Source organism: Rhizobium sp. UFLA01-1127 (assembly GCF_059803845.1).
On record NZ_JAUQTZ010000002.1, the window covers coordinates 31,578 to 43,837 of the forward strand.

Consider the following 12,260-nt stretch of genomic DNA (forward strand, 5'->3'; position numbering starts at 1 on the left):
AACAGTATGACACGCGAAAAAATCTATCTCTTCGACACGACGCTCCGCGATGGGCAGCAGACGCCCGGCATCGATTTTTCGGTCGAGGACAAGATTGCCATTGCGACCATGCTGGATGAATTCGGCCTGGACTATGTCGAAGGCGGTTACCCCGGCGCCAATCCGACCGATACGGCTTTCTTCAATGAGAAGCGCACGACATCGGCCTCCTTCGTCGCCTTCGGCATGACGAAGCGCGCCGGCATCTCCGCTTCCAACGATCCAGGACTTGCGAGCCTTCTGCAGGCGAAGTCCGACGCCATCTGTTTCGTCGCCAAGAGCTGGGATTATCATGTCAAGGTGGCGCTCGGCTGTACCAACGAGGAGAACCTCGAAAGCATCGCTGAAAGCGTCAAGGCGGTCGTCAATGCCGGCAAGGAGGCTCTGGTCGATTGCGAACACTTCTTTGATGGCTACAAGGCCAACCCGACCTATGCGCTTGCCTGCGCCAAGACGGCCTATGATGCGGGTGCCCGTTGGGTCGTGCTATGCGACACCAATGGCGGCACGCAGCCGCCGGAGGTGCGCGCCATTGTCGAGGCCGTCATCGCCTGCGGCGTTCCCGGGCACTGTCTTGGCATCCATGCCCATAACGACACCGGGCAAGCGGTTGCCAATTCGCTTGCCGCGGTCGAGGCGGGCGTCCGGCAGATCCAGGGCACGCTGAACGGCATCGGCGAGCGCTGCGGCAATGCCAATCTGATCACGCTGATCCCGACGCTTGCGCTGAAAAGAGCCTATAGCGAGCGTTTCGAAACGACGATCGACACCGAGCGGCTGGTGGGCCTGACCGGCCTTTCGCACGCCTTCGACGAGCTGCTCAATCGCTCGCCCGACCATCAGGCGCCCTATGTCGGCGCATCCGCCTTTGCGACCAAGGCAGGTATCCACGCCTCCGCCCTGCTGAAGGACCCTCGCACATATGAGCATGTACCACCGGAGAGCGTCGGCAACTTCCGTAAGGTGATGGTCTCCGACCAGGGCGGCAAGTCGAACTTCATCAACGCCCTGAAGCGGCGCGGCATCGAGGTCGGCAAGGACGATCCCAAGCTCGACCAGCTGATCCAGATCGTCAAGGAGCGGGAATCGACAGGCTATGCTTACGAAGGCGCGGATGCGAGCTTCGAGCTTCTGGCGCGGCGCACGCTCGGCACCATCCCGGAATTCTTCGCAATCGACGGTTTCCGGGTGATGGTCGAACGCCGCTTCGATTCCCACGGCCGGGTGAAGATCGTCTCGGAAGCAGTCGTCAAGATCATCATCGACGGCGAGACGATCATGTCGGTGGCCGAAGGCGATGGCCCGGTCAACGCGCTCGACCTTGCGCTGCGCAAGAATTTCGGCAAATACCAGCACGAGATCGACGACCTGGAACTGGCCGACTTCAAGGTGCGTATCCTCAACGGCGGCACGGAGGCCATAACCCGGGTTCTGATCGAATCCACCGACAGCAGTGGTGTACGCTGGTGGACTGTCGGCGTGTCCGAGAACATCATCGATGCATCGTTCCAGGCGCTGATGGATTCCGTCATCTACAAGCTGATGAAGAACCGGCATATGGCGGGCAAAATCGCGGCGGAGTAATCCGCCGCCTATCAAAAAGCTTGACGATGCCGTCAAGGAAATGAATTGGCCACGCGGCACGCATTGGAGTAATCCCGTCTCGAATAATGGAAAGACGACGGGAAAATTCATGGCCACCGATGCGGTCAAACCTGAAATCAAGAACAGCGACGCTGCCCGCGGCTTCGGTTTCGCGCTGACCGCCTATCTCTTCTGGGGTGTTCTGCCGCTCTATATGAAGGCGCTCGCGCATATCCCGGCTTTCGAGGTCATCGCCCACCGCATCGTCTGGTCGGTTCCCGTCGCCGGCATCGTGTTGCTGGTACTTGGACGCCTGAGTGACGTGAAGGCGGCATTTCGCAACCCGCGGACAATCGCTATGGCGTCGCTCACGGCAGCGCTCGTCACCATCAACTGGGGAACCTATGTCTGGGCGATCGGAGCCGGCCATTCGCTCGACGCTGCGCTTGGCTATTTCATCAATCCGCTGTTCAGCATCGCGCTCGGCGCCATCCTGCTCAAGGAAAAGCTGGCGCCGGCACAGATCGTCGCCATCTGCCTTGCAGCCATCGCAGTCGTCATCCTGACGGTGAAAGCCGGCACGCTGCCCTGGGTCGCGCTGTCGCTGACCTTCTCCTGGGGGTTCTATGCCTTCTTCCGCAAGACGCTGCCGGTCGGAGCCAATCAAGGCTTCTTCATCGAGGTGCTGCTGCTTTGCATTCCCGCCGCCCTCTACATCGTCTATCTTGAGGCACGCGGCGAAGGCCACTTCTACCAGACCGGCGTTTCGGATACCGCGCTTCTGCTCGGCTGCGGGCTCGTGACTGCGCTGCCGTTGATGATCTTCGCCAACGGCGCGAAGCTGCTCAGGTTATCGACCATCGGCATCATGCAATACATCGTACCGACGATGGTCTTCCTCATCGCCGTCTTCCTGTTCAAGGAACCCTTCGGCACAACGCAGCTCATCGCATTTTCGCTGATCTGGGCCGGTCTCGCGCTTTACACCTGGTCTATGCTGCGTCAGAGCAGAGGGCGCTAACCTACAGACATGGTTAGCAAATCTTTAATCAAAGCTTGGAGATGACGGCCTCTTCGCCGCTACGGTCGCCGTGCGTTTCCGCGGCGTGTTTGCGGATCGCCGGAATGATATCGGCCACCTTGTCGATAACAAGCGGTTGGACGCGATGGGCGGTGTGCACGAAGCCCTCTTCCGTCATATGGCGGATGAGTTCCATCATCGGGTCCCAGAAACCGTTTATGTTGGCGAAGACCATCGGCTTTTCGTGACGGCCGAGCTGACCCCAGGTCATGATCTCGACGATCTCCTCCAAAGTGCCGATACCGCCCGGCAACGCCACGAAGGCGTCGGCGCGCTCGAACATGCCGTGTTTGCGCGCATGCATATCAGGCGTTATGATGAGTTCGTCGAGCTGACCGAGCGAATGGCGCGTCGCTTCCATATCGACGAGAAACTCCGGAATGATGCCGGTGACCTGACCGCCGTGCGACAGCACGCCGCTCGCAACAGCGCCCATGATGCCCTTCGTCCCGCCGCCATAGATCAGCCGCAGGCCGTTTTCGGCAATGCTTTTGCCCAGTTCGCGGCCGGCAGCCATATGGGAGGGATCGCGTCCCGGCCTTGAGCCGCAATAGACGCAAATGGTTCGAATTGGCGTGGAATCGTCGGTCATGGATGCAAACAACTATGCTGCAGATGCTCAGTCAAGATTTTTCAAAGGAAAACTTGTGTCGGGACATGCGAAAATGGCTTAGAAAGCTTGTAAAAGCAGGCGAAATCGCTAGCAATTTCAGGAGTTGCGACGACTTCGCCGCGTGGAGATGAATGATGATGAAGAACCGTGCCGGTTGGCTGGCTCTGTTGGTGTTGGCAATTGCGACCCTTTTGATGGTCTTCTTCGTGATGCCCCGCATCAACGGCGACAAGAACCCGATCGGCAATGCCGTCAATCAAGCCGGCAACACGGTGAAGAATACGATCGACGAGAACGCGCAGAATGCGACCAAGACGACGCAGAATGGCGTATCGACCGCCATCAACACCGCGGACCTCGCCAGGAAGCTGACCGAGCTGACGGGCACGGCGACCACCTCGCTTGCCGAACTCAAGGCGCTGTTCAAGGATGGCAATGCGCCGGCCGCGGATGTCTTCGCGGCCGCGAAAACGAAGGCGATCACCGCGCTGCAATCGATCGTCGGCTTCGCGCTTCCGGCAGGTGTCGACGCTACGACGACGGGGCTGGTGAAGAAGGTGCAGGACGGCGCGGGCAAGGCGCTCGGCATCATCCAATCCCTGCCTGACAACGCCGCCGACGCCGGTGCCGCTATCGACAAGGCTTTCGCAGCGCTGACCGGCCAGCCGGCCCCTGAGACTGGCGCGGCCGCAAAGCCCCATGTACCATCATTCGACGTATTGCGCGTGGAGCCGAACGGCTCGACGGTCATTGCCGGCTCGGCCGAGCCCAACGCCAAGCTGGAGATTATCGACGGCGAAAAGGTCGTCACGACGACCAATGTCGGCCCCAGCGGCGACTTCGCCGCCGTGCTCGACAATCCACTTCCGCCCGGCGACCATGAGCTGGTGCTGCGCGCGACAGGCAAGGACGGCAAGGCCGTCAACTCCGAAGAAGTCGCGACCATTTCCGTACCCAAGGACGATTCGACACAGCTTCTCGCCATGGTCTCCAAGCCAGGCGCCGCAAGCCGCATCATTACCGCCCCTTCCTCCAAACAGGGCCGGGTGACATCGAACGAGCACGATATGCCGGCAGCCGGTGCACAGACCAAGCCAACGGAGAGCGCAGCGGCCGCGGCAGACTCCAAGCCGCAGCAGGATGGCACGGCCGTCGCATCCGCCAACCCCGCGGCCGGCACGACCGCGCCGTCGGCGGCAAAGACGGACGCGAGCCCCGATGTGATGGTCAACGCGGTGGAAATTGAAAACGACCATATCTTCGTTGCGGGCACCACCAAGCCGGGTGCCAAGGTCCAAGCCTATGCCGACGACAAGCTTATCGGCGAGAACGCAGCAGGCGTCGACGGCCATTTCGTAGTCGATGGCAAGATGCCGCTCGCGGTCGGCGACCACAAGATTCGCGTCGATGTGCTCGACGAGGCCGGCAAGGTCATCGTGCGTGCCAGCGTCAACTTCACACGCCCTGAAGGCAACCAGGTGACGGTCGCTGCCCAAACGCCGGCCGCAAGCACCACCCAAGGGCAGGCGGCGACCACGAGCATGGTACCGCTCGACGAAGGCGAGCTTGCCAAGCTCAAGGAAGGCGCCGGCAAGGCTTTCGCGCTGCTCAAGGGTCTCTTTGCCGACGGCAGGCAACCGAATGCGGAACAGCTTGCGGCAGCCCGATCCGGAACGGAAATCGCGCTGAAGTCGCTTTCGGAATTCCGCCCGGCCATCACCGCCAGTGCGGCAGTCAAGAAAGCCGCGGCCGATGCTTCCAGCGCTGCCGGTAAGGCGCTTGCCGCACTGGTTGCTCTGCCGAAGGACCCGAAATCGGTCGGCGCCGCGCTGCCCGGCCTGGAGCAGATGATCGCCGTCGTCACCGCGCCCGCCCAGACGGCGCCGGCACAGCCCAATGCGGAAGTCGCGTCCAACGGCAACGGCCCGAAGACGCTCGAGCAGGCGCCGCTGTCGCAGGACACCAACGCCGTCATCATCCGTCGCGGCGACACGCTCTGGCAGATTTCGCGCCGCATCTATGGCGCCGGGGTACGCTATACGACCATCTACCTGGCCAACGAAGACAAGATCAACAATCCGGACCGCATCCTGCCCGGACAGGTCTTCGGCCTGCCGAAGGACGCGCTGCCCAATGCCGAAGAGCTTCATCGCAAGCGGCTTTCCGGCGAACATCTTTAGAGCCCTTTCGCTTTTCTTCGAATCGCGAAAACGCTCTATCCTTTCGTTTTGCGCAATTCCGGACGGAAAACCGCTTCGCACTGTTCCTGGAACTGCTCTGGCATCGTCTCGTTTTTTGAAAGCGACGGGAGCGGCTAGGCGCGTGAACGCCTGGCCGCCGCTTTTATACGGGATGAAAATAGTATAAGCGTCGCCCGACCCTCATAGTCTTCGCGCAATGGCAATGCCCTGGCTGCGAGGGCTTGCCAGTCGGCGACGCAATCGCTGCGATGCCCGGCTGCCCAATCATTCGCCGGAGACGGACATGGCAAGCCAGAAGAAAACCATATCGGCGGATTCCAGCAATCCATTGAATACAATCATCAATCTCTGGCCCTATATGTGGCCTGCCGGCCGCATGGACCTGAAGATGCGGGTCGTATGGGCGACCGTCTTCCTGCTGGTCTCGAAATTCTTCCTGTTGCTGGTCCCCTACTTCTTCAAATGGTCCGTCGATGCGCTGAACGGCAAGCTCGACATGCAGGGCATTCTGCCGGCTTTCCTGGTCGGCGCCATCGCATTGATTGTTGCCACGAACCTGACGCGCCTGATCCAGCTCGGCCTCAACCAGCTGCGCGATGCGCTGTTTGCGAGCGTCGGCCAATATGCCGTTCGCCAGCTCGCCTACAGGACCTTCGTGCACATGCACGAGCTGTCGCTGCGCTTCCATCTGGAGCGAAAGACCGGCGGGCTCTCTCGCATCATCGAGCGCGGCACCAAGGGCATCGAGACGATCGTCCGCTTCACGATCCTCAATACGTTTCCGACCTTCATCGAATTCCTGCTGACCGCCATCATCTTCTGGCGCGGCTATGGCTTTTCCTATCTCGCCGTGACGGCCGTCACGGTCTGGCTCTACATCTGGTTCACAGTGAAGGCGAGCGACTGGCGCATCTCCATCCGCCGGACGATGAACAACAGCGATACCGACGCCAATACGAAAGCGATCGATTCGCTCCTGAACTTCGAGACGGTCAAATATTTCGGCAACGAGGAGATGGAGGCAAAGCGCTTCGATCAATCAATGGAGCGCTACGAGAAGGCTGCTACCAGCGTCTGGACATCCCTCGGCTGGCTAAACTTCGGCCAAGGCTTGATCTTTGGCCTCGGTACGACAGTGATGTTGGTCATGTCCGGCTGGTCGGTCCTGAACGGCCATCACACGGTTGGCGATTTCGTGTTCATCAACGCCATGCTGCTGCAGCTTTCGGTGCCGCTCAATTTCATCGGCTTCGTCTATCGCGAGATACGCCAGGGTCTGACCGACATCGAGGAGATGTTCGATCTGCTCGAGGTCAAGCCCGAGGTGATCGATGCGCCCGACGCCAAAGAGCTCGTCATCCACAACGGCGCCATCTCCTTCAAGGACGTGCATTTCGCCTACGATCCGGCCCGGCCGATCCTGAAGGGTATTTCCTTCGAGGTGCCAGCCGGCAAGACCGTTGCGGTGGTCGGGCCTTCCGGTGCCGGAAAATCGACGCTATCGCGCCTGCTCTATCGCTTCTACGACGTGCAGAGCGGCACGATCACCATCGACGATCAGGACCTGCGAACCGTCACGCAGAAGAGCCTGCGCAAAGTCATCGGCATGGTGCCGCAGGATACCGTGCTCTTCAACGACACCATCGCCTACAATATCCGCTACGGCCGGCCGGGCGCGAACGAGGCGGAAGTGACCGGAGCGGCCGAGATCGCGCAGATCGGCGAATTCATCCGCAACCTGCCGGAAGGCTTCGATACCAAGGTCGGGGAGCGCGGCCTCAAATTGTCGGGCGGCGAGAAACAGCGCGTCGCGATCGCCCGCACCATTCTCAAGGCGCCGCCGGTTCTGATCCTCGACGAAGCGACCTCAGCGCTGGACACCACGACCGAGCGCGAAATACAGGCCTCCCTCGACGTCGTTTCCAAGAACCGCACCACGCTGGTCATCGCGCACAGGCTATCGACCGTCATCAGCGCGGACGAAATCATCGTGCTGAAGAGCGGCGTCATCGCCGAGCGCGGCACGCATACCGACCTGCTGGCGCAAAACGGGCTCTATGCCTCCATGTGGAACCGCCAGCGCGAGGCGACACAGGCGGAAGAACACCTGAAGCAGGTGCGCGAAAGCGACGATCTGGGCGTGGTCGACCGGCTGGCGCCGGCAAGCTGAGCCCGAAAGCCGGCAAGTCTCGCGCCAGATTTACGGAAACGTTTTGCACCGGCCGCTGTCACGAAGCTGAGATGACAACTTGCTAGGTACGGCTCTCACATCCAGGGAGCCCCAAATGCGTATTTTTGCCAAAGCTTTAAGCCTGCTGCTCGTCGTCGGCCTTGCCTCGCCGGTTTTCGCCGAGGATGCCAAGCCGTTCGCCGACGCCAAGGAGATCAATCTCCTCAATCTGCTGCCGCCGCCACCTGCGAATGATTCGGCGCAGATGAAGGCCGAACTCGGCGAAATTCTGACGATCCAGGTGACCCGCACGCCGGAAATGGCCGCGCGCGCCGTGGCCGATGCCGAAGAGAACGTCTGGCGCTTCTCGGACGTCATCGGCAATCCGAAATTCACCAAGGAAAACCTGCCGAAATTCTCGGCCTTTTTCGATCGCGTCGTCGAAACGGAAGGCGCCGTCGTCGATCCAGCCAAGGACGTCTGGAAGCGCCCGCGTCCGCATCTTTACAGCGATCTCGTAAAGCCGATCGTGCCGCTCTCCAAGTCGGGCTCCTATCCGTCCGGCCACGCCACGGTCGGCACGCTGATGGGCATCGTGCTTTCGAACATGGTACCGGAAAAGCGCGCCGCCATCATGGCCCGCGCCTGGGAATACAGCCATAACCGCGTTGTTGGCGGCATCCATTACGCCTCCGATATCGAAGCCGCGCACATTGCCGGCACCGTCATCGCCGAAACCATCATGACGCATGACGACTACAAGAGCGAATATGAAGGCGCCAGGGCGGAGCTGCGCGCCGTTCTCGGCCTCTGATTTTCGATTTGCCGTGAGGTTTGCAGGCCGCCGGAGACCTCCGGCGGCCTTTTCGCTGCAGGACAGCAAGGCTCCGCAAGCAACGCCTTTCAGCACAAGAGATCGTCGGAATCCCAACCCCGCGGGGAGTGCTTTGGGGGGCGAACGTGCGAAAGCATTGCCCATGACAAAATTTGCCTGTAGTCACGCTCGTCTGGTAATCAGAGCAGGACCGCTTATCTTGCTCTCATTCTTTTGACTGGCATAATCTCGTCCGGCGACCGGAACCCGGTTTGGCGAGATTGCCCTAACGGAGTAGGCCACAGATGAGCTTGTTCAACAGCGTGCGCAACGTCATCGTTCCGGTGCACAAGGAAGGCTATCCTTTCGTTGCAGGTTTCTTCGTCGCGTCACTGGTGCTCGGCTGGATCTTCAAGCCGCTCTTCTGGATCGGCCTGATCTTGACGCTCTGGTGCGCCTATTTCTTCCGCGATCCCGAACGCATGACGCCGCAGGACGATGATCTGGCGATCTCGCCCGCCGACGGCAAGGTTTCCGGTGTGCAGATGGTGACGCCGCCGGCGGAGCTCAATCTCGGTCATCATCCGATGCTACGCATTTCGATCTTCATGAATGTCTTCGATTGCCATGTGAACCGTTCGCCGATGCGCGGGCGCATCACCAACATCGCGTATCGCCAGGGCAGTTTCCTCAATGCGGAGCTGGACAAGGCCAGCGAACAGAACGAGCGCAACGGCCTCGTCATCGAAACGAAGCATGGCGAGATCGGCGTCGTGCAGATTGCCGGTCTCGTCGCACGCCGCATCCTCTGCTTCGTCAATCCGAACGAGCCACTCGATGCCGGTGAGCGCATCGGCCTCATCCGCTTCGGCTCGCGCCTCGATATTTTCCTGCCGGAAGGCGCTTCGCCGCGCGTTGCCATAGGCCAGCGCGCGATCGCCGGCGAAACCGTCATCGCCGAATTCGGCTCGGCAAAGGGCGCAACCATCAGCCGCCGCAGCTGAATCCGAGAGTATTTCCGCCCAAAACGGAGTTGCGGAAACACTCTATACCATTGTTTTCACGCAATTCCGGACGCAAAACCGCTTCGCACTTTTGCTGGAATTGCTCTAGGAACACGAGCAAGATGAAGACGCCTTTTCCGCCTTTCGAGCCGCATGGACCCAATGACGAAGCGCGCGGGCCTCGCCTTCGGGAAATCCCGTTGCGGCTGATCGTGCCGAACATGATCACCGTGCTGGCGATCTGCTCGGGGCTGACCGGCATTCGTCTTGCCTTCGAAAGCCGTTACGAGCTTGCCGTTGCCGCCGTGCTGGTCGCAGCCTTCCTCGATGGCATCGACGGGCGGGTTGCGCGGCTGATGAAGGCCACCTCGAAATTCGGCGCGCAGATGGATTCGCTTGCCGATATCGTCAACTTCGGCGTTGCTCCGGCGCTTGTCGTCTACGTCTTTCTGCTCGATCAGGCCCCTTCGCTCGGCTGGATCGCCGCGCTCATCTACACGATCGCCGCCGGACTGCGGCTTGCCCGCTTCAACGTCATGGCCGAGCGCGAGCACAAGGCTTCCTGGCAGTCAGAATATTTCGTCGGCGTACCGGCACCTGCCGGCGCCATGCTCGTGCTGCTGCCGGTCTATCTCGGCTTTCTCGGGCTGGCCCCCGACCGCACCTTCGCCTTATGGGGTGCAGCCTACACCGTTCTCATCGGCTTCCTGCTGGTCAGCCGCCTTCCGGTCTGGTCCGGCAAGTCGGAAGGCAGCGGCATAAGGCGCGATCTGGTCCTGCCGATCATGCTTGGCGTCGTCGTCTATGTCGCGCTGCTGATGAGCTATACGTGGCATGTCATGGTCGTAACCGTTGTCGTCTATCTTCTGTCCCTGCCCTTCGGCGCGCGCTCCTGGGCGAAGAAATACGGCACCTATACCATCAACGGTCCCGCCGATCCGAATGTCGACGATTCCAACGACGACATCGGACGGCACATCTAAGTATCCGTTATCGCAAAGCCGCTTCGTCCGTTTGCGCGGCAGCCTCTTGACGCCGCGATCCGCTGCAACCGCAAGTCTGCAAGCTTCCTTTGTCAATCAGAGGCTTGACTATCGGCAACCCGACATACGGCAAGGCGGCTTCGAGGCGGATTCAAACATTGCGGCAGTGCGGATTCTACACGAGGATTCGGCGCTAATCTCTCGAAATATGGTCGTTGTTTACAAAAGCTGATTGGAAAACGCCTTCGATTTGTCATGATTTACGACAAAAAGCACTGTTCGACCATGAATCGAAAAATGCTCCGCGAGAGCATGGTGAGGAGTGAAACATGACACAGAAGAAGGACCAGCCGGCACAACCGCAGGCAAAGATCGATCCCAGCAAGCACTATCGCCCGCTGGGCCTGAAAGCCGTTCTCGCGGCACATCTGATGCTGAAGACCAAGCCTCTCAAGAAAAAGATCGCTTAGTAGCATACCTCGCCGGCTGATCGTGTCGGCAGCACTATTTCCCGGCTGCTGGCCGCTGGATGGCGGCCGCTTAGAGAAGGCTCAATTGTCCGTCTTCGGGATCCGCCTTCTTCGGCGGCTTCTTGACCGGATCAAGCGTTACGGGCGTCTGCAGGTCCGGCCCCATATTGGCGACCTTGTTGACGCGATCCGAAACCGGAATCGCCTCGAAAAAATCCCCCTGAACCGGCTTCATCAGCTCGAGCACATCGCGCGGCTCCTGCGTTTTGCAATCGAGCCAGCGGGCGAAGTCTTCCGGCTTGATGACGACGGGCATACGGTCATGGATGGGTCGGATGGCGCTGTTTGCCGCCGTCGTCAGGATCGCGCCTGTATCCACCTCAGAACCATCGGCGGACGACCAGGTTTCCATCAGCCCGGCAAAGGCGATGACGCCGCCGCCGCGGGGCCGAATCCAGTAGGCTTGCGGCTTCTCACCGCTTTCCTTCGAGGGGCGATGCCACTCATAGAAGCCGGATGCCGGAACGAGGATGCGGCGATGGCGCATGGCGGCGCGGAAGGAGGCCTTACCGATCGCCGTTTCCGATCGCGCGTTGATCAGCAGCGGAAACTCTTTGGGGTCCTTCACCCAGTCGGGCATAAAGCCCCAGCGCACGAGAAGCGCGCGACGATCCGGCAGGTTGCTGCCCGGCAGCTGCCTGTCGCCGGATATGACGACGAGGATAGGCTGGGTCGGCGCGATATTGTAGCGTGCGGGAAAATCGTCATTCAGCAGGACGCCGAGCGCTTCTCCCACATGGTCTGCCGTCGATGTCAAAGCGAAGCGTCCGCACATGGGACTTGTTTTGCACCCGCAAGGCGTTGGGTCAAGTCTGCCGCATAGCTCCTTGAAGCGGCCGATTCAAGGATAATTATGCGGCTTAGAATGCCGCAGCGACCATTGCGCGTCAGCCGCGCGGTCCGAGGAGAATAACGCCTGCGCCGGCAAGACAGATGGCGGCGCCGGAAATATCCCATCGGTCCGGCAGCCGTCCTTCGGCCAGCCACAACCAGAGAAGGGAGGCGACGATATAGACGCCGCCATAGGCGGCGAAAGTGCGACCCGCCGCTTCACTCGGCACCAAAGCGAGCAGCCAAGCAAAGAGCGCCAGCGATACCAGACCGGGCGCCAACCACCAGACCGGCTTTGCCAAACGCAGCCATGCCCAGAAGGCAAAGCAACCCGCGATTTCGGCGAGAGCCGCCAATGCATACAGCCCGTAGATCATTCGTGATCAGCCTCTATATTCGGCGCTTTAAGA

General features: G+C 60.5%; 11 protein-coding genes. 8 read left to right on the forward strand and 3 right to left on the reverse strand.

The features are described from left to right. The first annotated feature begins 6 nt into the window (after positions 1–6). On the forward strand, positions 7–1,623 hold the full coding sequence (gene cimA, locus Q4Q11_RS00860) for a citramalate synthase (protein ID WP_498568270.1): 1,617 nt from the start codon (positions 7–9) through the stop codon (positions 1,621–1,623). Between the two features lie 109 nt (positions 1,624–1,732). Further along, positions 1,733–2,644 (forward strand): EamA family transporter RarD, encoded by a 912-nt coding sequence (gene rarD / locus Q4Q11_RS00865; RefSeq protein ID WP_498568271.1) that lies wholly within the window; start codon positions 1,733–1,735, stop codon positions 2,642–2,644. Positions 2,645–2,672: 28 nt separating this feature from the next. Here rarD and Q4Q11_RS00870 read toward each other — a convergent pair whose 3' ends face one another. Beyond that, positions 2,673–3,296 carry an LOG family protein gene (locus Q4Q11_RS00870; protein ID WP_112507020.1) on the reverse strand — a complete coding sequence of 208 codons (624 nt, stop codon included), beginning with the start codon at positions 3,294–3,296 and terminating at the stop codon, positions 2,673–2,675. Between the two features lie 155 nt (positions 3,297–3,451). Here Q4Q11_RS00870 and Q4Q11_RS00875 point away from each other — a divergent pair, with 155 nt between their 5' ends. The 6 genes from Q4Q11_RS00875 (at position 3,452) to Q4Q11_RS00900 (ending at position 10,959) form a co-directional block, all read left to right on the forward strand. After that, a complete protein-coding gene (locus tag Q4Q11_RS00875; protein WP_498568272.1) occupies positions 3,452–5,497 on the forward strand; it encodes a LysM peptidoglycan-binding domain-containing protein in 2,046 nt (681 codons plus the stop codon). Positions 5,498–5,801: 304 nt separating this feature from the next. Further along, on the forward strand, positions 5,802–7,688 hold the full coding sequence (locus Q4Q11_RS00880; protein WP_498568273.1) for an ABCB family ABC transporter ATP-binding protein/permease: 1,887 nt from the start codon (positions 5,802–5,804) through the stop codon (positions 7,686–7,688). Between the two features lie 115 nt (positions 7,689–7,803). Then, entirely contained in the window at positions 7,804–8,502 is a 699-nt protein-coding gene (locus tag Q4Q11_RS00885; protein ID WP_113214729.1) for an acid phosphatase, read from the forward strand. A 305-nt stretch (positions 8,503–8,807) separates the two neighbouring features. Next, positions 8,808–9,506: a phosphatidylserine decarboxylase gene (locus Q4Q11_RS00890; RefSeq protein WP_112506864.1), complete on the forward strand. Its 699-nt coding sequence runs from the start codon at positions 8,808–8,810 to the stop codon at positions 9,504–9,506. Between the two features lie 122 nt (positions 9,507–9,628). Further along, entirely contained in the window at positions 9,629–10,489 is an 861-nt protein-coding gene (gene pssA, locus Q4Q11_RS00895) for a CDP-diacylglycerol--serine O-phosphatidyltransferase (RefSeq protein ID WP_112506859.1), read from the forward strand. 329 nt (positions 10,490–10,818) lie between these two features. Further along, on the forward strand, positions 10,819–10,959 hold the full coding sequence (locus Q4Q11_RS00900) for a hypothetical protein (protein WP_015339320.1): 141 nt from the start codon (positions 10,819–10,821) through the stop codon (positions 10,957–10,959). A gap of 70 nt (positions 10,960–11,029) precedes the next feature. Here the strand turns inward: Q4Q11_RS00900 and Q4Q11_RS00905 are convergent, their stop codons facing one another. Beyond that, positions 11,030–11,794: an SOS response-associated peptidase gene (locus Q4Q11_RS00905; RefSeq protein WP_498568274.1), complete on the reverse strand. Its 765-nt coding sequence runs from the start codon at positions 11,792–11,794 to the stop codon at positions 11,030–11,032. A gap of 112 nt (positions 11,795–11,906) precedes the next feature. Next, entirely contained in the window at positions 11,907–12,227 is a 321-nt protein-coding gene (locus Q4Q11_RS00910) for a YnfA family protein (RefSeq protein WP_112506855.1), read from the reverse strand. Between the last annotated feature and the right edge of the window lie 33 nt (positions 12,228–12,260).

Bases quoted from the DNA above. Each gene is read 5' to 3' on its own strand.
- Q4Q11_RS00910 (WP_112506855.1), bottom strand. From the start codon at position 12,227: ATGATCTACGGGCTGTATGCATTGGCGGCTCTCGCCGAAATCGCGGGT.
- Q4Q11_RS00875 (WP_498568272.1), top strand. From the start codon at position 3,452: ATGATGAAGAACCGTGCCGGTTGGCTGGCTCTGTTGGTGTTGGCAATT.
- Q4Q11_RS00890 (WP_112506864.1), top strand. From the start codon at position 8,808: ATGAGCTTGTTCAACAGCGTGCGCAACGTCATCGTTCCGGTGCACAAG.
- cimA (WP_498568270.1), top strand. From the start codon at position 7: ATGACACGCGAAAAAATCTATCTCTTCGACACGACGCTCCGCGATGGG.
- Q4Q11_RS00870 (WP_112507020.1), bottom strand. From the start codon at position 3,296: ATGACCGACGATTCCACGCCAATTCGAACCATTTGCGTCTATTGCGGC.
- pssA (WP_112506859.1), top strand. From the start codon at position 9,629: ATGAAGACGCCTTTTCCGCCTTTCGAGCCGCATGGACCCAATGACGAA.
- Q4Q11_RS00880 (WP_498568273.1), top strand. From the start codon at position 5,802: ATGGCAAGCCAGAAGAAAACCATATCGGCGGATTCCAGCAATCCATTG.
- rarD (WP_498568271.1), top strand. From the start codon at position 1,733: ATGGCCACCGATGCGGTCAAACCTGAAATCAAGAACAGCGACGCTGCC.
- Q4Q11_RS00885 (WP_113214729.1), top strand. From the start codon at position 7,804: ATGCGTATTTTTGCCAAAGCTTTAAGCCTGCTGCTCGTCGTCGGCCTT.
- Q4Q11_RS00900 (WP_015339320.1), top strand. From the start codon at position 10,819: ATGACACAGAAGAAGGACCAGCCGGCACAACCGCAGGCAAAGATCGAT.
- Q4Q11_RS00905 (WP_498568274.1), bottom strand. From the start codon at position 11,794: ATGTGCGGACGCTTCGCTTTGACATCGACGGCAGACCATGTGGGAGAA.